Raw genomic sequence first — 25,065 nt, forward strand, 5'->3', positions numbered from 1 at the left:
AGTGGTCCAAGGGATGGGGGCGTTCCAGTGAGCGGCAACAGCGGAAGCGGTACGAATGCCGGTAGCGCATCGCACGCCGACAAGCGCCCGAACGAGCTGCTCATGTCCTGGTTCGTGCGCAGCGGCTGGTCGAAGGGCGAACTCGCCCGCCAGGTGAACCGCCGTGCCCGCCAGTTGGGCGCCAACCACATCTCGACCGACACCTCCCGCGTACGGCGCTGGCTGGACGGCGAGAACCCCCGCGAGCCGATCCCGCGGATCCTGTCCGAGCTGTTCTCCGAGCGGTTCGGCTGCGTCGTCTCCGTCGAGGACCTCGGCCTGCGGGCCGCCCGTCAGTCACCCTCCGTGTCCGGCGTCGACCTGCCCTGGACGGGTCCGCAGACGGTGGCCCTGCTCAGCGAGTTCTCGCGCAGCGACCTGATGCTGGCGCGGCGCGGCTTCCTCGGGAGCTCGCTGGCCCTGTCCGCGGGCCCGGCCCTCATCGAACCGATGCAGCGCTGGCTGGTCCCCGCGCCCCCGGCGCCGTACCAGGAGCCCCGGCCCGTCCCGTCCTCGCGCGCGCGTGGCCGCCTGTCCAGGCCTGAGCTGGACCTGCTGGAGTCCACGACCGTAATGTTCCGGCAGTGGGACGCCCAGTGCGGCGGCGGGCTGCGCCGCAAGGCGGTCGTGGGCCAGCTGCACGAGGTGACCGACCTGCTCCAGGAGCCCCAGCCGGAGGCCACCACCAGGAAGCTGTTCAAGGTCGCCGCCGAGCTGGCGGAGCTGGCCGGCTGGATGTCGTACGACGTGGGGCTCCAGCCCACCGCCCAGAAGTACTTCGTCCTCGCCCTGCACGCCGCCAAGGAGGCGGGCGACCGGCCGCTCGGCTCGTACATCCTCTCCAGCATGAGCCGCCAGATGATCCACCTCGGCCGGCCCGACGACGCCCTGGAGCTGGTCCACCTCGCGCAGTACGGCAGCCGGGACTGCGCGAGCCCGCGCACCCAGTCCATGCTGTATGCGATGGAGGCCCGCGCGTACGCCAACATGGGCCAGCCCGGCAAGTGCAAGCGGGCGGTCCGGATGGCCGAGGACACCTTCTCCGAGGCCGACGAGTGGGACGAGCCGGACCCCGACTGGATCCGCTTCTTCTCCGAGGCCGAGCTGTACGGCGAGAACTCCCACTCCTACCGCGACCTGGCCTACGTCGCAGGCCGCAGCCCCACGTACGCCTCGCTGGCCGAGCCCCTGATGCAGCAGGCCGTGGACCTGTTCGCGAACGACGGTGAGCACCAGCGGTCGTACGCACTGAACCTCATCGGCATGGCCACGGTTCATCTGCTGCGGCGCGAGCCCGAGCAGAGCGCGGTCTATGCGGAGCAGGCCATGCAGATCGCCAAGAAGGTGCGCTCCGAGCGCGTCAACACTCGTATTCGAAAGACGGTCGACACGGCCGTACGCGACTTCGGGGATCTCGCCGAGGTCGTGGACCTCACCGACAAGCTCGCGGTGGAGCTGCCGGAGACCGCGGAGGCGGTCTGACGGCCCCGGGTGAATCCCGGAAACCCCAGAACCCCGGCCGCGGCCGGCCCTCCCGAACTGCCCGACTCGGCTCCCCCATGCCAGGTCATCGGAAGGCCGACCGCGGCCGGCTTTTCTTCCTTCAGTGAAGGTTGCGCCACGATAACGATCAGGCAGCCGAACATCTCGCAGTTCATCAACGCGTAACACGCAGGGCGTCTTCGTCACGGCGGCGAAACAACGAGGGGCTTCCAACGAAACCGCGCTGCGCCAATCTCATGGCGCATAACCGGCCCGCCCCTCAATTCCGCTCAGGCTTCGCCCGCACGGGGCCGTACCAACACGAGGAGACGCCGATGGCTCCAGCCATCATGATGGCGGCAGACAAGGTAGAGCTGTCGCCCGCCAACACAGGTTTCATGCTCATCTGTTCCGCCCTGGTGATGCTCATGACCCCGGGCCTGGCCTTCTTCTACGGAGGCATGGTCCGCGTCAAGAGCACCCTGAACATGCTGATGATGAGTTTCATCAGCCTGGGGATCGTCACCATCCTGTGGGTGCTGTACGGCTTCTCCCTCGCCTTCGGCACGGATTCCGGCAGTCTCATCGGCTGGAACTCCGACTGGGTCGGCCTCAGCAGCGTCGACAAGGGCGAGCTGTGGAGCTCGGCCGGTACGACGTACAACATTCCGCTGCTGGTCTTCTTCGTCTTCCAGCTGATGTTCGCGATCATCACTCCCGCCCTGATAAGCGGTGCGCTCGCCGACCGCGTGAAGTTCTCCGCCTGGGCGCTGTTCATCGCGCTGTGGGCCACGGTCGTGTACTTCCCCGTCGCCCACTGGGTCTGGGGTGACGGCGGCTGGGCCTTCGACATGGGCGTGATCGACTTCGCCGGTGGTACGGCGGTCCACATCAACGCCGGTGCCGCGGCGCTCGGCGTGATCCTCGTGATCGGCAAGCGTGTCGGCTTCAAGAAGGACCCGATGCGTCCGCACAGCCTCCCGCTGGTGATGCTCGGCGCCGGTCTGCTGTGGTTCGGCTGGTTCGGCTTCAACGCCGGTTCGTGGCTCGGCAACGACGACGGCGTGGGCTCGCTGATGTTCGTCAACACGCAGGTCGCCACCGCCGCCGCCATGCTGGCCTGGCTCATCTACGAGAAGATCCGCCACGGCGCGTTCACCACGCTGGGCGCCGCCTCCGGCGCGGTCGCGGGTCTGGTCGCGATCACCCCGGCCGGTGGTTCGGTCACCCCGATCGGCGCGATCGCCGTCGGCGCGATCGCCGGTGTCCTGTGCGCCATGGCCGTCGGCCTGAAGTACAAGTTCGGCTACGACGACTCGCTGGACGTCGTCGGTGTCCACCTGGTCGGCGGTGTCGTCGGCTCGATCCTGATCGGCTTCTTCGCCAGCGGCAAGGGCCAGTCCGAGGCCACGGGCGTCTTCTACGGCGACCACAGCTTCGACCAGCTGTGGAAGCAGCTCGCCGGTGTCGGCGGTGTCCTCGCCTACTCCCTGATCGCCTCCGCGCTCATCGCCTTCGTCCTGCACAAGACCATCGGTATGCGGGTCTCCGAGGACGAGGAGGTGGCCGGCATCGACCAGGCCGAGCACGCCGAGACCGCATACGACTTCAGTGGCGCCGGTGGCGGTGCTGCCAAGACCGCCGTCACGGCCCCGGTCGCCGCGGCTGCGAGCAAGAAGGTGGACGCATGAAGCTCATCACCGCCGTCGTGAAGCCGCACCGGCTCGACGAGATCAAGGAGGCCCTCCAGGCCTTCGGAGTGCACGGCCTGACGGTCACCGAGGCGAGCGGCTACGGTCGTCAGCGGGGCCACACCGAGGTCTACCGCGGTGCCGAGTACACCGTCGACCTGGTCCCTAAGATCCGCATCGAGGTGCTGGCCGAGGACGACGACGCCGAGCAGCTGATCGACGTCATCGTCAAGGCCGCCCGCACCGGCAAGATCGGTGACGGCAAGGTCTGGTCCCTGCCGGTCGAGACGGCCGTACGGGTGCGGACCGGCGAGCGCGGACCGGACGCGCTCTGAGAAGCGCGTTCTGAGAGCAGAACTCCAAGAGAACGCGCTCTGAGAGAAGAAGAAGGACAGGAGTCGCTGGGTGTCGGGTACGGACGTTCGTAAGGATGCAGAGGACTCGGGACCCAGCGGCTATGCGGCGGCCCGGCTGCGTCTCCTCACCGAGGGGGCGCAGTCCGGGCCGCCGCGCCGTTCGGCCCTCGCGAACCTGACCGACGACTGGCTGACCGGCCTGTTCGCCGCCGGGGCCGAGGGACTGCGCGGCGCCTCCCTGATCGCCGTCGGCGGCTACGGCCGAGGCGAGCTGTCCCCGCGCAGCGACCTCGACCTGCTCCTGCTCCACGACGGCAGCGACCCCGCGGCCGTGGCCGCCCTGGCCGACCGCATCTGGTACCCCGTCTGGGACCTCGGCCTCGCCCTCGACCACTCCGTGCGTACGCCGGCCGAGGCCCGCAAGACCGCCGGCGAGGACCTCAAGGTCCAGCTGGGCCTGCTGGACGCCCGCCACATCGCGGGCGACCTCGGACTTACGGCCGGACTGCGGACGGCGGTCCTGGCCGACTGGCGTAATCAGGCGCCCAAGCGCCTGCCCGAACTCCAGGAGCTGTCCGCCGAGCGCGCCGAGCGCCAGGGCGAGCTCCAGTACCTCCTGGAACCCGACCTGAAGGAAGCCCGCGGCGGTCTGCGGGACGCCACCATCCTGCGCGCCGTCGCCGCCTCCTGGCTGGCCGACGCCCCGCGCGAGGGCCTCGACGACGCCCGGCGCCGACTGCTCGACGCGCGCGACGCCCTGCATCTGACGACGGGGCGCGCGACGGACCGGCTCGCGCTCCAGGAGCAGGACCAGGTCGCGGCCGAGCTGGGCCTGCTCGACGCGGACACGCTGCTGCGGCAGGTGTACGAGGCGGCGCGGGTCATCTCGTATGCGAGCGATGTCACCTGGCGCGAAGTGGGGCGGGTGCTGCGCTCGCGTGCCGTACGGCCGCGTCTGCGCGCCATGCTGGGCGGCGGGAAGCCGACCGCCGAGCGCTCACCGCTGGCCGAGGGCGTGGTGGAGCAGGACGGCGAGGTGGTGCTCGCCCGCGCCGCGCGCCCCGAACGCGACCCTGTGCTCCCCTTGCGTGCCGCGGCCGCCGCCGCGCAGGCCGGACTCCCGCTCTCCCTGCACGCCGTACGGCGCATGGCGGCCACCGTGCGCCCGCTGCCCACGCCCTGGCCCGCCGAGGCGCGTGAGCAGCTCGTGACCCTGCTGGGGTCCGGGCGTCCGACGGTCGAGGTGTGGGAGGCACTGGAGGCCGAAGGGCTGATCACCCGCTTCCTCCCCGACTGGGAGCGGGTGCGCTGCCGCCCGCAGCGCAACGCCGTGCACATCTGGACCGTCGACCGGCATCTCATCGAGACGGCCGTGCGGGCCTCCGAGTTCACCCGCCGCGTCCACCGCCCCGACCTCCTCCTGGTCGCCGCGCTGCTGCACGACATCGGCAAGGGCTGGCCCGGCGACCACTCGGTGGCCGGCGAGATCATCGTCAAGGACGTGGCCGCGCGCATCGGCTTCGACCGCGACGACGTGGCCGTGCTCTCCACCCTCGTACTCCATCACCTGCTGCTCGTCGAGACGGCCACCCGGCGTGACCTGGAGGACCCGGCCACCGTGCGCTCGGTCGCGGATGCGGTCGGCTCCCAGGGCACCCTGGAGCTGCTGCACGCCCTGACCGAGGCGGACGCGCTGGCCACCGGCCCGGCAGCCTGGTCGTCGTGGCGGGGTTCGCTCGTCGCCGACCTGGTGAAACGGGTCGCGGCCGTACTCGCCGGGGACGACCTGGACGAGCCCGAGGCCGCCGCGCCCACCGCCGAGCAGGAGCGGCTCGCCATCGAGGCGATGGCGACCGGCAGCCCGGTGCTGGCCCTGCGCGCGCAGACCGAGCCGCCGACGGAGGAGCAGCTCTCGGGCGACCCGGAGCCGCTCGGCGTGGAGTTGCTCATCGCCGTACCGGACCAGCCGGGCGTGCTGCCCGCGGTGGCCGGCGTCCTGGCGATGCACCGCCTGACCGTCCGCACCGCCGAGCTGCGCGCCCTGGATCTCCCCGACGGTGTCGAGGGCTCCGTCCTGCTGCTGGACTGGCGGGTCGCCGCCGAGTACGGCTCCCTGCCGCAGGCCGCCCGGCTGCGCGCCGACCTGGTACGGGCCCTGGACGGCTCCCTGGACATTGCGGGGCGCCTTGCCGAGCGGGACGCCGCGTATCCGCGCCGTCGGGGCGTCGTGGCGCCGGCGGCGAGGGTGTCGGTCCACCCGGCCGCCTCCCGCCTCGCCACGGTGATCGAGGTCCGCGCACAGGACGCGCCGGGACTGCTGTTCCGGATCGGCCGGGCGCTGGAGGACGCGAGCGTGCGGGTGCGCAGTGCGCACGTGAGCACCCTGGGCGCCAACGCCGTAGACGCGTTCTATGTCACAGGGCCGGAGGGCGCGCCGCTGCCCAGCGAGGAAGCGGCCTCCGTGGCGCGCAAGCTGGAGGAGACGCTGCGGGGCTAGGCCCCGCCGAGCTCATCCGAAAGACAGGCCCTGGACCAGGGATCCCGGCAACCTGCGCCGCCGGGATACCCTGGAGGGCGATTCCCAGCTGCCACCGACCCCGAGGACCGCGAGCGCCGTGTTCGATACTCTCTCCGATCGCCTCTCAGCGACTTTCAAGAACCTGCGCGGCAAGGGACGGCTCTCCGAGGCGGACATCGACGCCACCGCGCGCGAGATCCGCATCGCGCTCCTCGAAGCGGACGTGGCACTGCCCGTCGTCCGGACGTTCATCAAGAACGTCAAGGAGCGCGCCCTCGGCGCCGAGGTCTCCAAGGCGCTGAACCCGGCCCAGCAGGTCCTGAAGATCGTCAACGACGAGCTCGTCACGATCCTCGGCGGCGAGACCCGCCGCCTGCGCTTCGCCAAGCAGCCGCCGACCGTGATCATGCTGGCGGGTCTGCAGGGTGCCGGTAAGACCACCCTCGCGGGCAAGCTCGGCCACTGGCTGAAGGAGCAGGGCCACTCGCCGCTGCTGGTCGCCGCCGACCTCCAGCGCCCCAACGCCGTGAACCAGCTCAGCGTGGTCGCCGAGCGCGCCGGTGTCGCGGTCTTCGCGCCGGAGCCGGGCAACGGCGTCGGTGACCCGGTCAAGGTCGCCAAGGACTCCATCGAGCACGCCAAGGCCAAGGTCCACGACATCGTGATCGTGGACACCGCCGGCCGCCTGGGCATCGACCAGGAGATGATGCAGCAGGCCGCGGACATCCGGGACGCGGTCTCGCCGGACGAGATCCTCTTCGTCGTCGACGCGATGATCGGTCAGGACGCCGTCAACACCGCGGAGGCCTTCCGCGACGGTGTCGGTTTCGACGGCGTGGTGCTCTCCAAGCTCGACGGTGACGCCCGCGGTGGTGCGGCCCTGTCGATCCGGCAGATCACCGGCAAGCCGATCATGTTTGCGTCGAACGGCGAGAAGCTCGACGACTTCGACGCCTTCCACCCGGACCGGATGGCCTCTCGCATCCTCGACATGGGTGACCTGCTCACCCTGATCGAGCAGGCGGAGAAGACCTTCGACCAGGCCGAAGCCCAGAAGATGGCCGAGAAGCTGGCCTCCAAGAAGGGCCAGGACTTCACTCTCGACGACTTCCTGGCCCAGATGGAGCAGGTCAGGAAGATGGGCTCCATCTCCAAGCTGCTCGGCATGCTCCCGGGCATGGGCCAGATCAAGGACCAGATCAACAACCTCGACGAGCGGGACGTCGACCGCACGGCCGCGATCATCAAGTCGATGACCCCGGCCGAGCGCCAGGAGCCGACGATCATCAACGGCTCGCGGCGCGCCCGTATCGCCCGCGGTTCCGGTGTCGAGGTCAGCGCGGTCAAGAACCTCGTCGAGCGGTTCTTCGAGGCCCGCAAGATGATGTCCCGCATGGCCCAGGGCGGCGGCATGCCCGGGATGCCGGGGATGCCGGGCATGGGTGGCGGCCCCGGCCGCACCAAGAAGGCGCCGAAGAAGGCCAAGGGCAAGCAGCGCTCCGGCAACCCGATGAAGCGCAAGCAGCAGGAGCAGGAGGAGGCCGCCCGCAGGGCCGCCGCCGCTCAGGGCGGAGGCGCCTTCGGGCTGCCGGGCCAGCAGGCCGGGCAGGACTTCGAGCTGCCGGACGAGTTCAAGAAGTTCATGGGCTGACCAGTTCAGTTCAAGAAGTTCACGGGCCGAGGCCCGTCCCGTACGTCGCAGAGGGCGCCCTTCTCCAGGAGGGGCGCCCTCTGCGCATGCCGTGGCCCGCCGCCTGCCGTAACGTCCAGATATGAGCAATGCGGCGCCACCACGCAAGGCCCCTGACCAGCCGTGGCGCACCGAGGGCACGCCGGAGGAGCCGCCCGGGCGGCCAGGTGGGCGACGGATGCGCGGCCGCTGGTGGAGCCTGCTCCTCACCGCGGTGATCGTCTTCCTGCTCGCCTATGTGGGGCTGACGTACCTCGACCGGGGTAATGAGCCGACGATCTCCTACACGGAGTTCAGCAGGCAGGTCGACGCCGGCAATGTCGACAAGATCTACTCCAAGGGCGACGCGATCCAGGGCGAGCTCAAGGACGCCCGGGACAACCCCGAGGGCGACGGCGACTACACCAAGTTCAAGACGCAGCGGCCGGCCTTCGCGGACGACGACCTCTGGCAGAAGCTGAACAGCCGCGACGTCACGGTGACCGCGCAGCCGGTCGTGAAGGAGCGCGGTCTCCTCTCCAACCTGCTGATCTCGCTGGCACCGATCGTGATCATCGTCGCGGTGTGGATCTTCGTCGCCCGGCGGTTCGGCGCGGGCAAGGGCGGCGCGGGCGGCATGTTCGGGCGCAAGGCGCCGCCCAAGCCGGTCGAGCTGAGGCCGGGGACCCAGCGCACGACGTTCGCGGACGTGGCCGGCATCGACGAGGTCAAGGGCGAGCTGGACGACGTCGTCGACTTCCTGGAGCATCCCGACGCCTATCGCAGGATGGGCGCCAAGATGCCGCGCGGCGTGCTGCTCGCAGGCTCGCCCGGCACCGGCAAGACCTTGCTGGCGCGTGCCGTGGCGGGCGAGGCGGGCGTGCCGTTCTTTTCGGCCTCCGCGTCCGAGTTCATCGAGATGATCGTCGGAGTCGGCGCGTCCCGCGTCCGGGAGCTGTTCGCCGAGGCACGCAAGGTGGCGCCGTCGATCATCTTCATCGACGAGATCGACACCATCGGACGGGTGCGCAGCGGCGGCGCGTCCGTGAGCGGCCACGACGAGCGCGAGCAGACGCTGAACCAGATCCTCACGGAGATGGACGGTTTCTCCGGCTCCGAGGGCGTGATCGTCATCGCGGCCACGAACCGCGCCGACATCCTGGACCCGGCGCTGACCCGCCCCGGCCGCTTCGACCGGGTGGTCAACGTCTCCCCGCCCGACCGCGGTGGACGCGAGGCGATCCTGAAGATCCACACCCGTGACATCCCGCTCGCCGAGGACGTCGATCTCACCCAGCTCGCCCGTACGACCCCGGGCATGACAGGTGCGGATCTGGCCAACCTCGCCAACGAAGGGGCACTGCTCGCGGTCAAGCGGGGCCAGGAGCAGGTGACCGCCTCGGACCTCTCCGAGGCCCTGGAGAAGGTGCAACTGGGCGCCGAGCGCACCCTCGTGATGCCCGAGGAGGATCGTCGGCGCACCGCGTACCACGAGAGCGGGCACGCCCTCCTCGGCATGCTGCAGCCCGGCGCCGACCCCGTCCGCAAGATCACCATCGTGCCGCGCGGCCGGGCGCTCGGGGTGACGATGTCGACGCCCGAGGTGGAGCGGTACGCGCACTCCGAGGAGTACCTGCGCGGCCGCATCATCGGCGCACTGGGCGGCATGGCGGCCGAACAAGTAGTCTACGGGGTCGTCACCACGGGCGCGGAGAACGACCTGGAACAGGTCACCAACATCGCGCGCGGCATGGTGGCCCGCTGGGGAATGAGCGAGCGGGTCGGCCGGCTGTCCGCCCTGCCCAGCGACGCCCAGCAGGCGTACGGGCTCGCGGCCGCCCCGCAGACCCTCGACGTGATCGACGCCGAGATGCGCCGGATCGTCGACGAGTGCTACGAGGAGGCCTGCAGCAAACTCCGCGACCACCACCGGCAGTTGGAGGCGCTGGCGGAGGCTCTGCTGGAGAACGAGACGCTGGAGGAGGCGGACGCCTACCGGATCGCGGGCATCACCCGGCTGACCAAGGAGGCCGACGCGTAACGGGCCCGCTCAGTGCATGCGCGATCAGGGCACACGCGATCAGGGCACGCGCGCGATCAGGTACCGGAAGACGTTCGGCATCCACACCGTGCCGTCCGGCCGCAGATGCGGATGCAGTGCCTCCGTCAACTCCTTGTCCACCTGCACCTGATCGGTCGCGGCGATCGCCGAGTCGAACAACCCCGTCGACAACAGCCCCCGTACGGCACTGTCGACGTCCGCGTACCCGAAGGGGCAGGCCACCCGCCCGGAGCCGTCGGGCCTCAGGCCCGCGCGCTGGGCGACCTCCTCCAGGTCGTCGCGCAGGGCGGGGCGCCAACTGCCCGTGCTGCGCAAAGGATCGGCCAACTTGGTGGCGACCCGCAGCACGGACGACGTGGCGCAGCGCTCCGGCGGACCCCAGCCGGCGAGCACCACGGCCGCCCCCCGCTCGGCGAGCGGCGTCGCGGCCGCGAGGGCCTCACCGAGCCCCTCCGAGTCGCCCGCGAGGCACCCGATGGGCTCGAAGGCGGTCACCAGCGTGTACGCGGGCGTCTCCGCGTCGGCCGCGTCCCGCGGTGAGCCGTCGACGAGCCGGGTCTCGGCACGCGCGCGCGTGTCCCGCGCCTCGGGCAGCAGCCGTTGCCGTGCGAGAGCCAGCCGCTCGGGGCAGGAAGGCTCGACACCCGTGACGGCCGCGCCTCTGGAGGCCGCCATCACAAGTGCCAGCCCACTGCCGCAACCGAGGCCGAGCAGCCGTGTGCCCGGGCCCACGTCCAGTCGCTCGTATACCGCCTCGTAGAGCGGGACCAGCATCCGCTCCTGGATTTCGGACCAGTCACGCGCGCGTGCACACAGGTCCACGCGGGGCGTCGCGCCCGCATGAGGTAGGTGCTGCCGCACGAGCGTAGGTGTCATCTAAAGCGCCCCAATCCGCCGAGAGTTGCCCCTGTGCCCGTTTCCGTAGCCCCCGTGGCATGCGCTCGCACTCCCCCCGTATGCCAGGTAACTCCGCCCGGGACCGTGCGTCCAGTGGAAAGCGGCCCCTGCTGGGAAGTCGCATGTGCCACTGGCGAGAATTCACATGCCGGCAATGTGGACCACACGGGCTGTGGGAGCGGATGCCCCTTGTTGATCAACCAGTGGGCGAACATGGTGCGTTGGGAGCTGCGGCCGCGGGTGTCCTGCGTACGACCGAGTTCCTGCGTCAGGAGGGCCACAAGGGCGACGACGCGGTTCTGGCCAAGGTCCACGAACTCGGCGACAAGCTGAAGGCGGCCCGCCTCCGCGTCCAGGTCGACGCACGGCGATGCCGGCCCGCCGCACAGCGCCGCGAGTCCCGTACCTCCGAGGTGTCGACGATCGAGCAGGCCGTCGAAGCGGCCGGCGCCGGCGGCTGGGAGCGCATGCCGTGGGCGACGCTCGGCGAAGAAGGCGAGGCCAGGCCGGCCGAGCACGCGGTGACCGTACGGTGTCTGGTCGCCGAGGACGGGTCGGTGCCGGACGCCGATGACGCACCCGGTAACGTCGCCGTTGCTGCGCACGCTGATTGAGATGACGCCCGTGTGGAACGAGAGCGGCCGAAACGCCTCTTGCGCACCCGCAAACCACAGCCGCCCCGGCGTGTGGACGGGGCGTACGCGCCGGTGCGTACGTCAGGCTACGCGCCGGTTGGGTATGACCTGCGAGGCTTCTCCGCAGATCGGCGCACCCGCCCTCGTCGTGGCGCATCATTCGCAACTGACGGGTACGTGCAAATTATTTGGGATGGCCCGGAATCGGAACACAGCGGCACTCCGGCTCGTTGTCATTACGTGAGCACGACACAGACACCACCTGTTCTCGCCGCAGAGCTGGCACAGGCGTGGGCCGACATTCAGCGGTACCACCCCGAGCTGCCGGATCTCGCCGCGCCAGAGTCCCTGATCGGGGAGTCGTCGTCCGCGTGCGGTCACGAGCTCTCCTTCGAGCGACTGCTTCACGAGGCAGTCCATGGCATCGCCGCCGCGCGCGGCGTCCGCGACACCTCCCGCGCCGGCCGCTACCACAACCGCAGATTCCTCTCCATCGCCGAGGAGCTGGGCCTGGACCACCCCGAGGAGCCGCACCCGAGCAGCGGCTTCTCCCTGGTCACACTCAACCCCGAGGCCAAGCGCCGCTACCGCCCGACCATCGAACGCCTCCAGCGCGCCCTGAAGGCCCACACCGCGGCGACCTCCGCCGACACCAGCCGGACCTTCCGCGGCCCGGCCGCCCGTCACGGCTCCTCCGGGGGCGGCGTCCGCGTCAAGGCGGTCTGCGACTGCGGCCGCAATGTCCGGGTCGTCCCCTCGGTGCTGGCGCAGGCGCCGATCGTATGCGGCGGCTGTGGGAAGCCGTTCCGGATCCCGGAGGTCGTGGGCGCGGCGTAACGGCGCGGCCCCCGCACCGGCATCTCGTGGCTGCCGGTCGGAACGCGGGCCCGTCCGAACGCATGGCGCATTGGTGCGCGTGGCCGGTGCGCGTGGCGCCGGGGTGCCGCTGTAGCCCGCGCCGCCTGCGGGCAGTCGTACCGCTCGGACGGTACGGGTGGGCGCAGGCGGCACCCCGTGGCGCCGGGCCGCGCGACCCACTTCCAGGGCACCCCGGTCGCCGGGTGCCCCTCAGCCATGCCCAGGCACCCCCGCCGCCCCCTCGGCCAGAAGTGACCCGCAGCGTGTGGCACAATGGCTAGCTGTACTCGACAGTCGCACAGGACCCCTCTCTCCTCCGGCTGACGCGTCCATCGGGCACTCGGGTACCGCAACCCCACGCGGCCATCTCGCCGTGCCCAACCACGTCAAAACCAGGAGAACCCACTCCCGTGGCAGTCAAGATCAAGCTGAAGCGTCTGGGCAAGATCCGTTCGCCTCACTACCGCATCGTCGTCGCCGACTCCCGCACCCGTCGTGACGGCCGTGCGATCGAGGAGATCGGCAAGTACCACCCGACGTACAACCCCTCGGTCATCGAGGTCGACGCCGATCGCGTGGCGTACTGGCTGGGTGTCGGCGCGCAGCCGACCGAGCCCGTCCTCGCCATCCTGAAGAAGACCGGCGACTGGCAGAAGTTCAAGGGCGAGCCCGCCCCGGCTCCGCTGCTGGTTGCCGAGCCGAAGAAGGCGCGCCCGTCGTTCGAGGCCCTTGGTGGCGACGACGAGGGCAAGGGTGAGGCGATCACCCAGAAGAAGAAGGCGGAGAAGAAGGACGAGGCTGCCGCCGAGTCCGAGTCGGCCGAGGCCTGAGCATGCTCGAGGAGGCTCTCGAGCACCTCGTGAAGGGCATCGTCGACAACCCTGACGATGTGCAGGTCGCCTCGCGCAACCTGCGTCGCGGGCGGGTGCTGGAGGTCCGGGTCCACCCCGACGACCTCGGCAAGGTGATCGGCCGCAACGGCCGCACCGCACGCGCTCTGCGCACCGTCGTGGGTGCCATCGGCGGCCGCGGTGTCCGCGTCGACCTCGTCGACGTGGACCACGTCCGCTGACGCCGAACGCAGCACCGGCTCGGGCCGGGGAGGGCCACTGGGCCGTCCCCGGCCCGTAGTCGTATGGCCGTCCGAAGTCCTGCGGCCGTCTCAAGTCCTATGGCCGTCCTCGAGTTGTATGGCCGTCTCGTACGGCCGGTCGTCTGACAGGAGAGCAAGCACAGTGCAGCTGGTAGTCGCACGGATCGGCCGTGCCCACGGCATCAAGGGCGAGGTCACCGTGGAGGTTCGTACGGACGAGCCGGAGCTGCGGCTCGCCCCCGGCGCCGTCCTGGCCACCGACCCGGCCGCCACCGGGCCGCTCACCATCGAGACGGGCCGTGTCCACAGCGGCCGTCTCCTCCTGCGCTTCGAGGGGGTCAAGGACCGCACCGCAGCCGAGGCGCTGCGCAACACCCTCCTCATCGCCGAGGTCGACCCGGACGAGCTGCCCGAGGAAGAGGACGAGTACTACGACCACCAGCTCATCGACCTCGACGTGGTGACGAAGGACGGCGTCGAGGTGGGCCGTATCACCGAGATCTCGCATCTGCCCTCCCAGGACCTGTTCATCGTCGAGCGGCCCGACGGGAGCGAGGTGATGATCCCCTTCGTCGAGGAGATCGTCACCGAGATCGACCTGGAGGAGCAGCGGGCGATCGTCTCCCCGCCGCCGGGCCTGATCGACGACCGGGCCGAGGTCGCCTCGTCGAGGGACGAGCAGGCATGAGACTCGACGTCGTCACGATCTTCCCCGAATACCTGGAGCCCCTGAACGTCTCCCTGGTCGGCAAGGCACGCGCGCGTGGGCAGCTGAACGTCCATGTGCACGACCTCCGTACGTGGACGTACGACCGCCACAACACGGTCGACGACACGCCGTACGGCGGCGGACCCGGCATGGTCATGAAGACCGAGCCCTGGGGCGACGCGCTGGACTCGGTCCTGGCGGACGGCTACGAGAGTGGCTCCGGCGCACCCACCCTGATCGTCCCCACCCCCAGCGGCCGTCCCTTCACCCAGGAACTCGCCGTCGAGCTCTCCGAGCGGCCCTGGCTGATCTTCACGCCGGCCCGCTACGAGGGCATCGACCGCCGCGTCATCGACGAGTACGCAACCCGTATGCCCGTCCATGAGGTGTCCATCGGTGACTACGTCCTCGCCGGTGGCGAGGCGGCCGTCCTGGTCATCACGGAAGCCGTGGCACGCCTGCTGCCCGGCGTTCTGGGGAACGCGGAGTCCCACCGGGACGACTCCTTCGCGCCCGGCGCGATGGCCAACCTCCTCGAAGGCCCCGTCTACACCAAGCCGCCGGAGTGGCGCGGCCGGGACATCCCCGAGGTGCTGCTCAGCGGCCACCACGGCAAGATCGCCCGCTGGCGCCGCGACGAGGCGCTCAGGCGTACCACGGTCAACCGGCCCGACCTCATAGAGCGCTGCGACCCCAAGGCCTTCGACAAGAAGGACCGCGAGATGCTCTCCATCCTGGGCTGGATGCCCGACCCGGAGGGTGAGCGGTTCGGCCGATTTTGGCGCAGGACAGACGGCGTGGAAGAATAAGTCGCTGTTGTGCGTCGTCCGGCGTGCGCCCCTGCCACAGGGGGACACGACGCCCGCCCCGACACGGACAGCATCCTCACGAAACACCTAGCTCCCGCCTATGACCTGTGGCATGGGCGAAGAAAGCAGACGAAATGTCTCACCTGCTCGACTCCGTCGACTCCGCGTCGCTGCGCAGCGACGTCCCGGCCTTCCGCCCGGGCGACACCGTCAACGTCCACGTCCGCGTCATCGAGGGCAACCGCTCCCGTGTGCAGCAGTTCAAGGGCGTTGTGATCCGCCGCCAGGGCGCCGGCGTGCGCGAGACCTTCACGGTCCGCAAGGTCTCCTTCTCCGTCGGCGTCGAGCGCACCTTCCCGGTGCACACCCCGATCGTCGAGAAGATCGAGCTGGTCACCAAGGGTGACGTCCGCCGCGCCAAGCTGTACTACCTGCGCGACCTGCGCGGCAAGGCGGCGAAGATCAAGGAGAAGCGCGAGAACTGAGCGCTTCAGGGGGCTCGCCCCCACGGGGTTCAAATCGGGGCCGGATAGCATCTGGCCCCGATGGACACCGAAGCACAGCCGACGGAGCGCGACCGCTCCTCCCGCCCTTCCGATTCCGAGGAGATCTCGGACACAGAGGGTCAGGAGGGACGGTCGCGCTTCGCGTTGGTGTCGCGGATCACCGATCGGCTCCCGGGTGGGCGGCTCAGCCTGACCCTGCTGGTCTTCCTGGCGTTTCTGCTGCTGCTCAACACGTTCGTGCTGCGGCCGTTCGAGATTCCCAGCGGATCCATGGAGTCCGGATTGAGGATCGGCGACCGCGTTCTCGTAAATAAGTTGGCGTACCGTTTCGGTGCCGAGCCGCGGCGCGGTGATGTTGTCGTGTTCGACGGAACTGGGTATTTCGGGGATGCCGACTACATCAAACGCGTTGTGGGTGTGGGGGGAGACCACGTGGTCTGCTGCGACAAGGAGGGGAGGATCCAGGTGAACGGCCGGTCGGTCGACGAGTCGACATTCCTGTACGCCGGCGACAGCCCGTCCACGGTGCCGTTCGACGTCGTCGTGCCCGACGGCACCCTGTTCGTCCTCGGTGACCACCGCAGCGAATCCAGCGACTCCCGCGACCACCTGGGCTCGCCCGGCGGCGGCATGATCCCGGTCGACGACGTCATCGGCCGCGCCGACTGGATCGTATGGCCGACCGCGCACTGGACCCGCCTGCACCGTCCGGACGCCTACGCGCGCGTGCCCGTAGCGGAGGGCACGCATGGGTAACCGTGGCAAGCCGCGTGGCGTACCCAGCAGTCCTGCCGAAAATCTGCTGCCCACCGGTTCCCGGCGCGCCGCCAGCCCCGCCGGCGGTCGTACGCGCGCGGAGCGGCGCAAGCTCCAGCGCAAGGTCAAGCGGCGCCGCAGGCGCTCCGCGATGAAGGAGATACCCCTCCTCGTCGGCGTAGCGGTCCTCATAGCGCTCGTCCTGAAGACCTTCCTCGTCCAGGCCTTCGTGATCCCGTCCGGCTCCATGGAGCAGACGATCCAGATCGGCGACCGCGTCCTGGTCGACAAGCTCACGCCCTGGTTCGGCTCCAAGCCGCAGCGCGGGGACGTCGTCGTCTTCAAGGACCCCGGCGGCTGGCTCCAGGACGAGCAGACGACGGTGAAGAAGGAGGACCCCGTCGTCATCAAGCAGGTCAAGGAGGCGCTCACCTTCATCGGCCTGCTGCCGTCCGACGACGAGAAGGACCTCATCAAGCGTGTCGTCGGTGTCGGCGGCGACCGCGTCAAGTGCTGTGACACGCAAGGGCGGGTCACCGTCAACGGCATTCCCCTGAACGAGGACTATCTCTACCCCGGCAACGCCCCCTCCAACGCGCAGTTCGAGATCACCGTCCCGCAAGGCCGGCTGTGGGTGATGGGCGACCACCGGGCCAACTCCGCGGACTCCCGCTCGCACCAGGACCAGGACTACGGCGGCACGGTCTCCGAGGAGGAGGTGGTGGGGCGGGCCATGGTCATCGCCTGGCCCCTCGGTCACTGGACCTCCCTGGAAGAACCGAAAACCTACGCTTCGGTCTCCGACTCGGCGACCGGGTCGACCGCGTCCGTCCAGCAGTCGCATAGGGTTGCTTCCGACGATTCGAACGGAACGATCCAACTCCCGACCCCTGCGGAACTCCCGCTCGTTATGGGAGTGGTGGGCCTGCGCCGCGTATGGGGCAGGCGGCGGCACAGAGTAAGGAGTTGGCGTGGGGGATGTGGCGGTTGGCGCACGATCCGGGCACGACGGCGAGGAGCACCGCGGACACCCCGTGGGAGCAGCCGACCCGGCCGCGGACGGCGCCGTGACCTCCGGGAATGACCCCGGAGCGGCCGGAGACGGCGAAGGGTCGGGCGGGCAGCCCCCGACCGACGAACAGGGGTCGGGCGGGGCTTCCCCCACGCCGAAGAAGCAGCGCTCCTTCTGGAAGGAGCTGCCCATCCTGATCGGCATCGCGCTCGTCCTCGCGCTGCTGATCAAGACGTTCCTGGTGCAGGCGTTCTCGATCCCCTCCGACTCGATGCAGAACACCCTCCAGCAGGGTGACCGCGTCCTGGTCGACAAGCTCACCCCTTGGTTCGGCTCCGAGCCCGAGCGCGGCGAGGTCGTCGTCTTCCACGACCCGGACAACTGGCTGGCGGGTGAGCCCACCCCCGACCCCAATGCGCTGCAGACCTTCCTCAGCTGGATCGGCCTGATGCCGTCCGCGGAGGAGAAGGACCTCATCAAGCGCGTCGTCGGCGTCGGCGGCGACACGGTCGAGTGCAACCGCACCGGGCCGCTGAAGGTCAACGGCAAAGCACTGAACGAGCCGTACGTCTACCCGGGCAACACCCCCTGCAGCCAGGACGACCAGGGCGGCCAGTTCAAGGTGAAGGTCCCCGAGGGCTCCATCTGGGTCATGGGCGACCACCGGCAGAACTCCCGCGACTCGCGCTACAACCAGGCCGACAAGAACCACGGCATGGTCCCCGTCGACGAGGTCGTCGGCCGCGCCATCGTGATCGCCTGGCCGATCAACCGCTGGGACAACCTGCCGGTCCCGGACACCTTCGAGCAGAACCTGGACGCCCGGTCCGCCGCTCTGACGGTCGCGCCGCAGGGACTCGCCCTGGTCGGTGCGGTGCCGCTGGTGCTGTGGCGCCGGCAGCGGATCAAGGCGGCCGAGACGCGCTGACTGCCGGGCGCCCTTCCTGTCGCCGTCCTTCCCCTTGCCCCTCTCTTCCTGGGGCGGCGAGCTTGGGAAAGCTTTGCCGAGCCTGTGGCCGCGGGTGCTCGGGAGGGGCTGCCCGTTGTCGGTACCGACGGGTAGGGTGCGGACCCATGGGTGGCGAGAGCACGACACGTACGGCGCAGCGCGAGAGTGGCGCGAGCAGGGGCCCGGCGGGCAGCCGGACCGGACAGCGGTTGTCCGGGCTGGCCGTGGCGCTGGGCCTGTTGCTGTTCCTCGGCGGGTTCGTCTGGGGAGCGGTTCTCTACCGGCCGTACACCGTGCCCACCAGTTCGATGGCGCCGACGATCGGCGCGGGTGACCGGGTGCTGGCCCAGCGCGTCGACGGCGGTGAGGTCCGCCGTGGTGACGTCGTCGTGTTCACCGACAAGACGTGGGTGTCCAACGCGCCCGTGGTCAAGCGTGTGGTCGCCGTCGGCGGGGACACGGTCGCCTGCTGCACCGACGGCAAGCTGACTGTCAACGGCAAGCAGATCGACGAGCCCTATCTGGCCAAGGACGGCCTGGCCGAGATCCAGGACTTCCCGAGCGTGACTGTGCCGAAGGGCAGGCTCTTCCTGCTCGGTGACGAGCGCAGCGGCTCATTGGACTCCACCGCCCACCTCACGGACGCCGCCCGCGGCACCGTCGCGCGCAGCGCCGTGTCGGCCCGGGTGGACGCCGTCGTCTGGCCCATGGACGGCATGCTGGAACGCCCCACGGGCTTCGAACAACTCGGCGCGCTGTCGTCGCCGGGGCCGCTGCGGACGGTCCTCGCGCTGATCGCCGTGGGCGGTGTGCTGGTCCTGGGCGGCGGGGCGTACGGGCCGATCGCGAACAGGTCGGCCAAGCGAGCCAGGCCCCGGACGGAGCCCGCGGGTGACCGCTGAGGCCACGGGTATGGGCCAGAGCCCTTACGGCGACACGTACGACGGTGGACTGCGCAAGGTCGCTCGGGTCGTGCTGCTCGACCCGCAGGACCGCATTCTGCTGCTGCACGGACATGAGCCGGAGGATCCGGCTGACGACTGGTGGTTCACCCCGGGCGGCGGCATCGAGGGCGACGAGAGCCGTGAGGAAGCCGCGTTGCGGGAACTCGCCGAGGAGACCGGCATCACGGAGGTCGAACTCGGTCCCGTGCTGTGGCGGCGGAGGTGCTCCTTCCCGTTCGCGGGACGCCGCTGGGACCAGGACGAGTGGTACTACCTGGCCCGTACGACGCAGACGGCGACCCGGCCCGTGGGGCTCACCGAGCTGGAGCGGCGCAGCGTCGCCGGAGCGCGCTGGTGGACGTGTCGGGAACTTGCCCGGGCACATGAGACGGTGTATCCGACCAGACTCGCCGAGCTATTGCGCACACTGCTCGACGAAGGTCCCCCCGCCGGGCCCGTGACCCTTGACCCCGAAATTGTCTAGGTGCTGACGGGACTGGCGCACAATGGTGGGATCGCACGGCTGAAGGGGAACATGCCATGAGCGCCGAGGACCTCGAGAAGTACGAGACCGAGATGGAGCTCAAGCTCTATCGGGAGTACCGCGATGTCGTCGGTCTGTTCAAGTATGTGATCGAGACCGAGCGGCGCTTCTACCTGACCAACGACTACGAGATGCAGGTGCATTCGGTCCAGGGTGAGGTGTTCTTCGAGGTGTCCATGGCGGATGCCTGGGTGTGGGACATGTACCGGCCGGCGCGGTTCGTAAAGCAGGTCCGGGTGCTTACGTTCAAGGACGTGAACATCGAGGAGCTGAACAAGAGCGATCTGGAGCTTCCGGGCGGATGACGTTCGGTATCGCGTCGGTAATGCATCAGTGATGCTCGGCGCTGTTTTCACCCGCAGGGGTGAGGGAGTTATCCACAGTCGCGGACTTGTCCACCAAGATCCAATAGCTCGCTGAGCTGCCCTCATTGTTGGCGCCGGAGGTGGTGCCGACATGAACGCACGCAGTGCACTCGGCAGGTACGGCGAGGAATTGGCCGCGCGGCGGCTGGTCGAGGCCGGGATGACGGTTCTGGAGCGCAACTGGCGCTGTGGCAGGACCGGGGAGATCGACATTGTCGCCAGGGACGGCGACGTGGTGGTCGTCTGTGAGGTGAAGACCCGCAGGACCAGCGGCTACGAGCATCCGATGGCCGCAGTCACCCCCGAGAAGGCACAGCGGCTGCGAGGCCTCGCGGAACGCTGGATCCACGCTCACGGAGGAGCTCCACCCGGAGGCGTCCGTATCGACCTGGTCGGCATCGTCCTGCCCCACCGCGGCGCGCCCGTGGTCGAGCACGCGCGGGGGGTGGCCTGACATGGCGTTCGCGCGTACGTGCTCGGTGGCCCTGGTGGGCGTCGAAGGGGTTGTGGTCGAGGTCCAGGCGGACCTGGAGCCCGGGGTGGCGGCGTTCACCTTGGTGGGGCTGCCGGACAAGAGTCTGTCGGAGAGCCGGGACCGGGTTCGGGCGGCGGTCGTGAACTCGGGCGGCGCGTGGCCTCAGAAGAAGCTCACCGTCGGGCTCAGCCCGGCATCAGTGCCCAAGGCCGGCAGCGGCTTCGACCTGGCCGTGGCATGCGCCGTCCTCGGTGCCGCCGAGCGGATCGACCCACGGGTTCTCGCCGACATCGTGATGATCGGCGAGTTGGGCCTGGACGGACGGGTGCGTCCCGTCCGGGGCATCCTGCCCGCCGTGCTGGCCGCCGCCGACGCCGGCTACGAGCAGGTGGTCGTCCCGGAGTGCGCAGCGGCCGAGGCGTCGCTGGTGCCTGGAGTCTCCGTACTGGGAGTGCGCAGCCTGCGCCAGCTGATCGCCGTCCTCGCGGACGAACCCGTGCCCGACGAGGAACCGGACGAGCAGGGCCGCCCTGATCCGCTGCTCGCGGGTCTGCGCGTGCCGGGGACAGGCGCGGCCACGGGCATGCACAGCATGGGCGCCGCCCAGCCCGACCACGGTCACGACCTCGCCGATGTGGTGGGCCAGTTCTCGGCGCGTACGGCCGTGGAGGTCGCCGCCGCGGGTGGGCACCACCTGTTCCTGGAGGGGCCACCGGGCGCCGGCAAGACGATGCTCGCGGAGCGGCTGCCGGCCATCCTGCCCAGGCTCAGCAGGGAGGAGTCGCTGGAGGTCACCGCGGTCCACTCGGTGGCGGGTCTGCTGCCCCCGGGCAAGCCCCTGATCGACGTGGCTCCCTACTGCGCACCGCATCACTCGGCGACGATGCAGGCGCTCGTCGGCGGGGGTGCCGGCATCGCGCGGCCCGGTGCGGTGTCGCTCTCCCACCGCGGCGTGCTCTTCCTGGACGAGACGCCGGAGTTCAACAGCCATGCCCTCGACGCCCTGCGGCAGCCGCTGGAAGCCGGCCATGTCGTGATCGCGCGCAGCGCGGGCGTCGTGCGCTTCCCGGCGAAGTTCCTGATGGTGCTGGCGGCCAATCCCTGCCCCTGTGGCCGCTTCTCCCAGACGGACCACATGTGCGAGTGCCCGCCCTCGGCGATCCGCCGCTATCAGGCCCGGCTGTCCGGGCCGCTGCTCGACCGGGTCGACCTCCGGGTCGAGGTGGACCGTGTGACGCGCGCCCAGCTGACCGAGCGCGGGGCACGGGGCGAGTCCACCGCGACGGTCGCGGATCGGGTGCGGGCAGCCCGGGAGCGGGCGTCGGCCCGGCTCTCCGGTACGCCGTGGCGGACGAACAGCGAGATCCCCGGACGTGAGCTGCGCAGCCGTTGGTACGCCTCGATCGGCGCCATGGACGAGGCGGAACGGAACCTGGAGCGCGGCGTGCTGACCGCCCGCGGGCTCGACCGCGTCCTGCGCGTCGCCTGGACCGTCGCCGACCTCGTCGGTCATGACCGGCCCGACGCGACGGACGTCGCCCTGGCACTGCAACTGCGCACCGGTGTGCCGCGGGGCGTGCCCATGACCATCGGAGCGCTGACGTGAGCGGGCGTGAGGAGCCCGACGACGAACTGCTCGGCCGGGTGTTTCTCAGCCGGGTCGTCGAGCCCGGTGACGAGGTGGCCGGGCGATGGGTGCGGGAGTACGGGGTGGGGGAAGTGGTGCGGCGGTTGCGGGAGGGGGCGGAGCCCTTGCCGGGGGTGAGTTACAAGCGGTGGGACGGGTTACGGGCTCGGGCGGTGCGGGCCGAGCCCGGACGGGACCTTGCCGTCGCCCTGGAGACCGGGGTGCGGTTCCTGTGTCCGGGAGACGTCGAGTGGCCGGGGCAGCTCGATGATCTCGGGGACGCGCGGCCCGTCGGGCTGTGGGTTCGCGGGCGGGCCAGTCTGCGGATGTGGGCGTTGCGGTCCGTGGCCGTCGTCGGGGCGCGGGCCTGCACCGAGTACGGGGCGCACATGGCGGCCACCCTCGCCGGCGGGCTCGCCGAGCGGGGGTGGGTGGTCGTGTCCGGCGGCGCCTATGGCGTCGACGGCGCCGCTCATCGGGGTGCGCTCGGCACCGGTGGGGCCACCGTCGCCGTGCTCGCCTGCGGCGTGGACCGGCCCTATCCGCGCGGGCACACCCAGCTGATCAACAGGATCGCGGAACAGGGACTCGTGATCGGGGAGCTGCCGCCGGGGGACCATCCCACGCCCAGCAGGTTCATCGTGCGCAACCGGGTGATCGCGGCGCTGACCCGGGGCACGGTCGTCGTGGAGGCCGCCCTTCGCAGCGGCTCGCTCGTCACCGCCCGGGCGGCACAGCGATTGGGGCGTCACACGATGGGCGTCCCCGGCCCGGCCACCAGTGGGCTCTCCGCGGGCGTGCACGAACTGCTGCGCGGTGATGCCGTGCTGGTCACCGACGCCGCCGAGGTCGTCGAGCTCGTGGGCGACATGGGAGAGCTGGCGCCCGAGCGGCGTGGGCCCGTCCTGCCGCGCGATCTGCTGGAGCCGGGGGCGCGCAGAGTCCTGGCCGCGCTGCCCGGTCGCCGCGAGGCGCGGGCGGAGGAGGTCGCACGGGGTGCGCAGACCACCGAGGACGACGCGATCGCGAGACTGTACGAACTCCGCTCACTTGGTTACGTCGAACGACACGGCGACGGCTGGAAGTTGACACGCCAGGCGATGATCTCTGTTCGCGCCGGTCGGAGTGGATGTTGACCGAGCGTGTTCGGCCGTACGGGGGAACACGGACGCCCTTGTGAATTCCCCCAGTTGGGGTGTTCGGGTGATCACGTAGAGCGATCGATATGACCTGGCGGGGCGTCCAGCGGAACGTATCTGCGTACGGCTTGTGCTCCGCCCTTCGCGCACCGCGACGCTGCAGTCACGCTACGCTCACGAGGATTCCGGCGCAGACCGGCCCCTCGACACCGGAAGGTCCCCAGAACGGCACCAGCGCGACCACAGACCGACAGCTCCCCCAAAGCACCCCCACTTCACGGCAGAACGGCACAAGGCAACGAATGCCCCAGCACACCTCCGGCTCCGACCGGGCGGCGATCCCCCCAGCCGCCCGTGACGATGGCAGCGTGCGGCCGCCCGCTCCCTCGACGCTCGACGAGCTGTGGCGGTCGTACAAGGCGACGGGGGACGAGCGGTTGCGCGAGCAGTTGATCCTGCACTACTCGCCGCTCGTCAAGTATGTGGCGGGCCGGGTGAGCGTCGGTCTGCCGCCCAATGTGGAGCAGGCGGACTTCGTGTCGTCGGGGGTGTTCGGGCTGATCGACGCGATCGAGAAGTTCGACATCGACCGGGAGATCAAGTTCGAGACGTATGCGATCACCCGGATCCGCGGCGCGATGATCGACGAGCTCAGGGCGCTGGACTGGATTCCGCGGTCGGTGCGGCAGAAGGCGCGGAACGTGGAGCGGGCGTACGCGACGCTGGAGGCGCGGCTGCGGCGGACGCCGACGGAGGCCGAGGTGGCCGTCGAGATGGGGATCGCGGTGGACGAACTCCACGCGGTCTTCAGCCAGTTGTCGCTGGCGAACGTGGTGGCGCTGGAGGAGTTGCTGCACGGCGGGGGCGAGGGCGGCGACGGGCTGAGCGTCATGGACACGCTGGAGGACACCGCCGCGGACAATCCGGTGGAGGTGGCCGAGGACCGGGAGCTGCGGCGGTTTCTGGCGCGGGCGATCAACACGTTGCCCGAGCGGGAGAAGACCGTGGTGACGCTCTACTACTACGAGGGGCTCACGCTGGCCGAGATCGGGAACGTGCTGGGGGTGACCGAGAGCCGGGTGAGCCAGATCCACACCAAGTCGGTGCTGCAGCTGCGGGCGAAACTGGCCGGCTTCGGGCGTTGACCTGGCGTGATGAGGGTGGGGTTCTGCGGAGACACTCCCGTCGGGGGTGGTGCGTCCGTAAAGTGGTTGACGTGCCAAGGATTCGAGCGGCCTCCGTGGCCGAGCACCGGTCGATGCAGCGAGCCGCCCTGCTGGACGCGGCTCGTTCCCTGTTGTCCGAGAGTGGGACGGAGGCGCTGACCTTCCCGGCCCTCGCCGAGCGGACGGGGCTCGCGCGGTCGTCCGTGTACGAGTACTTCCGGTCGCGGGCCGCCGTCGTCGAGGAGCTGTGCGAGGTCGACTTTCCTGTGTGGGCCGCTGAGGTTTCGGCGGCCATGGAGCGGGAGCCGACGGCCGAGGGCAAGGTCGAGGCGTATGTGCGCCGGCAGCTCGCGCTGGTCGGGGACCGGCGGCACCGGGCCGTGGTGGCGATCTCCGCGAGCGAGCTGGACGCGGGAGCCCGGGAGAAGATCCGGGCCGCGCACGGCGGGCTGGTCGCGATGATCGTCGAGGCGCTGGCGGAGATGGGGCACGGGGAGCCTCGACTGGCGGCGATGTTGTTGCAGGGGGTCGTGGACGCGGCTGTGCGGCGGATCGAGCTGGGCGCGGCGGAGGAGCCCGGGGCGATTACCGATGCCGCTGTGGCCATGGCCTTGAGGGGCGTCACGGGCTGACGTCGGCTGTACTGCTGCGGTCGGAGGGTGTTGGGGTGGGCCGCGCAGCCCGGCGCCGGCGGGCGTGCCGCTCCTTGGGGACGGGAGCCGCCCCAGCGGCACGACTGCCCGCAGCTGCGCCGGCTGTCGGTG

General features: G+C 70.2%; 24 protein-coding genes and 1 pseudogene. 24 read left to right on the top strand and 1 reads right to left on the bottom strand.

Annotated elements, in window-relative coordinates; genetic code table 11:
• Window positions 1–27 precede the first annotated feature (27 nt).
• The 6 genes from nsdA to ftsH all read left to right on the top strand — a co-directional run bounded on the left by nsdA (window position 28) and on the right by ftsH (window position 9,796).
• Window positions 28–1,521: a transcriptional repressor NsdA gene (gene nsdA, locus EHO50_RS34465; RefSeq protein WP_128435172.1), complete on the top strand. Its 1,494-nt coding sequence runs from the start codon at window positions 28–30 to the stop codon at window positions 1,519–1,521.
• Between the two features lie 335 nt (window positions 1,522–1,856).
• Entirely contained in the window at window positions 1,857–3,212 is a 1,356-nt protein-coding gene (locus tag EHO50_RS34470) for an ammonium transporter (protein WP_128435173.1), read from the top strand.
• Window positions 3,209–3,547, top strand: a complete 339-nt coding sequence (locus tag EHO50_RS34475; RefSeq protein WP_003997576.1) for a P-II family nitrogen regulator — start codon at window positions 3,209–3,211, stop codon at window positions 3,545–3,547. Before EHO50_RS34470 ends, EHO50_RS34475 begins: the two co-directional genes overlap by 4 nt.
• Window positions 3,548–3,617: 70 nt before the next feature.
• Entirely contained in the window at window positions 3,618–6,065 is a 2,448-nt protein-coding gene (locus EHO50_RS34480) for a [protein-PII] uridylyltransferase (RefSeq protein WP_128435174.1), read from the top strand.
• Between the two features lie 118 nt (window positions 6,066–6,183).
• Window positions 6,184–7,737, top strand: a complete 1,554-nt coding sequence (ffh, locus tag EHO50_RS34485; protein WP_128435175.1) for a signal recognition particle protein — start codon at window positions 6,184–6,186, stop codon at window positions 7,735–7,737.
• 121 nt (window positions 7,738–7,858) lie between these two features.
• Window positions 7,859–9,796, top strand: coding sequence for an ATP-dependent zinc metalloprotease FtsH (gene ftsH / locus EHO50_RS34490; protein WP_128435176.1), 1,938 nt, complete (start codon window positions 7,859–7,861; stop codon window positions 9,794–9,796).
• A 39-nt stretch (window positions 9,797–9,835) separates the two neighbouring features.
• Here ftsH and EHO50_RS34495 read toward each other — a convergent pair whose 3' ends face one another.
• Entirely contained in the window at window positions 9,836–10,693 is an 858-nt protein-coding gene (locus tag EHO50_RS34495; RefSeq protein ID WP_128435177.1) for a class I SAM-dependent methyltransferase, read from the bottom strand.
• A 302-nt stretch (window positions 10,694–10,995) separates the two neighbouring features.
• On the opposite strand from EHO50_RS34495, the pseudogene EHO50_RS34500 reads away from it, so the two are divergent.
• The 18 genes and pseudogenes from EHO50_RS34500 to EHO50_RS34585 form a co-directional block, all read left to right on the top strand.
• Window positions 10,996–11,328 (top strand): annotated as a pseudogene (locus EHO50_RS34500) (proline--tRNA ligase); the annotation flags it as partial.
• A gap of 261 nt (window positions 11,329–11,589) precedes the next feature.
• Entirely contained in the window at window positions 11,590–12,186 is a 597-nt protein-coding gene (locus tag EHO50_RS34505; RefSeq protein ID WP_062709177.1) for a hypothetical protein, read from the top strand.
• Between the two features lie 431 nt (window positions 12,187–12,617).
• Window positions 12,618–13,037: a 30S ribosomal protein S16 gene (rpsP, locus tag EHO50_RS34510; protein WP_030048919.1), complete on the top strand. Its 420-nt coding sequence runs from the start codon at window positions 12,618–12,620 to the stop codon at window positions 13,035–13,037.
• A 2-nt stretch (window positions 13,038–13,039) separates the two neighbouring features.
• Window positions 13,040–13,279, top strand: coding sequence for an RNA-binding protein (locus EHO50_RS34515; protein ID WP_003973401.1), 240 nt, complete (start codon window positions 13,040–13,042; stop codon window positions 13,277–13,279).
• Between the two features lie 163 nt (window positions 13,280–13,442).
• A complete protein-coding gene (gene rimM / locus EHO50_RS34520) occupies window positions 13,443–13,988 on the top strand; it encodes a ribosome maturation factor RimM (protein WP_128435178.1) in 546 nt (181 codons plus the stop codon).
• Window positions 13,985–14,818 carry a tRNA (guanosine(37)-N1)-methyltransferase TrmD gene (gene trmD, locus EHO50_RS34525; protein ID WP_128435179.1) on the top strand — a complete coding sequence of 278 codons (834 nt, stop codon included), beginning with the start codon at window positions 13,985–13,987 and terminating at the stop codon, window positions 14,816–14,818. Before rimM ends, trmD begins: the two co-directional genes overlap by 4 nt.
• Window positions 14,819–14,952: 134 nt before the next feature.
• A complete protein-coding gene (gene rplS / locus EHO50_RS34530; RefSeq protein ID WP_128435180.1) occupies window positions 14,953–15,303 on the top strand; it encodes a 50S ribosomal protein L19 in 351 nt (116 codons plus the stop codon).
• Between the two features lie 60 nt (window positions 15,304–15,363).
• Window positions 15,364–16,080 (top strand): signal peptidase I, encoded by a 717-nt coding sequence (gene lepB / locus EHO50_RS34535; RefSeq protein ID WP_128435181.1) that lies wholly within the window; start codon window positions 15,364–15,366, stop codon window positions 16,078–16,080.
• Complete coding sequence (lepB, locus tag EHO50_RS34540) at window positions 16,073–17,164, top strand: signal peptidase I (protein ID WP_128435182.1); 1,092 nt, start codon at window positions 16,073–16,075, stop codon at window positions 17,162–17,164. Before lepB (EHO50_RS34535) ends, lepB (EHO50_RS34540) begins: the two co-directional genes overlap by 8 nt.
• Entirely contained in the window at window positions 17,052–18,020 is a 969-nt protein-coding gene (gene lepB, locus EHO50_RS34545; RefSeq protein ID WP_128435183.1) for a signal peptidase I, read from the top strand. Before lepB (EHO50_RS34540) ends, lepB (EHO50_RS34545) begins: the two co-directional genes overlap by 113 nt.
• A gap of 146 nt (window positions 18,021–18,166) precedes the next feature.
• Window positions 18,167–18,943 (top strand): signal peptidase I, encoded by a 777-nt coding sequence (lepB, locus tag EHO50_RS34550; protein WP_128435184.1) that lies wholly within the window; start codon window positions 18,167–18,169, stop codon window positions 18,941–18,943.
• On the top strand, window positions 18,933–19,469 hold the full coding sequence (locus EHO50_RS34555) for an NUDIX hydrolase (RefSeq protein ID WP_425472333.1): 537 nt from the start codon (window positions 18,933–18,935) through the stop codon (window positions 19,467–19,469). The genes lepB (EHO50_RS34550) and EHO50_RS34555 overlap by 11 nt, the downstream gene beginning before the upstream one ends.
• 56 nt (window positions 19,470–19,525) lie before the next feature.
• A complete protein-coding gene (locus EHO50_RS34560) occupies window positions 19,526–19,834 on the top strand; it encodes a DUF2469 domain-containing protein (RefSeq protein WP_003965949.1) in 309 nt (102 codons plus the stop codon).
• 151 nt (window positions 19,835–19,985) lie between these two features.
• Complete coding sequence (locus EHO50_RS34565) at window positions 19,986–20,348, top strand: YraN family protein (protein ID WP_128435185.1); 363 nt, start codon at window positions 19,986–19,988, stop codon at window positions 20,346–20,348.
• 1 nt (window position 20,349) lies between these two features.
• Window positions 20,350–21,975 carry a YifB family Mg chelatase-like AAA ATPase gene (locus tag EHO50_RS34570; protein WP_128435186.1) on the top strand — a complete coding sequence of 542 codons (1,626 nt, stop codon included), beginning with the start codon at window positions 20,350–20,352 and terminating at the stop codon, window positions 21,973–21,975.
• Window positions 21,972–23,132, top strand: coding sequence for a DNA-processing protein DprA (gene dprA, locus EHO50_RS34575; RefSeq protein WP_128435187.1), 1,161 nt, complete (start codon window positions 21,972–21,974; stop codon window positions 23,130–23,132). The genes EHO50_RS34570 and dprA overlap by 4 nt, the downstream gene beginning before the upstream one ends.
• A gap of 305 nt (window positions 23,133–23,437) precedes the next feature.
• The gene (gene whiG, locus EHO50_RS34580; RefSeq protein ID WP_128435188.1) at window positions 23,438–24,280 is read left to right on the top strand and encodes an RNA polymerase sigma factor WhiG; all 843 of its coding nucleotides are present in this window, start codon (window positions 23,438–23,440) and stop codon (window positions 24,278–24,280) included.
• Between the two features lie 95 nt (window positions 24,281–24,375).
• A complete protein-coding gene (locus EHO50_RS34585) occupies window positions 24,376–24,933 on the top strand; it encodes a TetR/AcrR family transcriptional regulator (protein ID WP_128435331.1) in 558 nt (185 codons plus the stop codon).
• Window positions 24,934–25,065 lie beyond the last annotated feature (132 nt).

This window comes from Streptomyces cyaneus (genome assembly GCF_004028635.1).
Taxonomy (GTDB): Bacteria; Actinomycetota; Actinomycetes; order Streptomycetales; family Streptomycetaceae; genus Streptomyces; species Streptomyces cyaneus.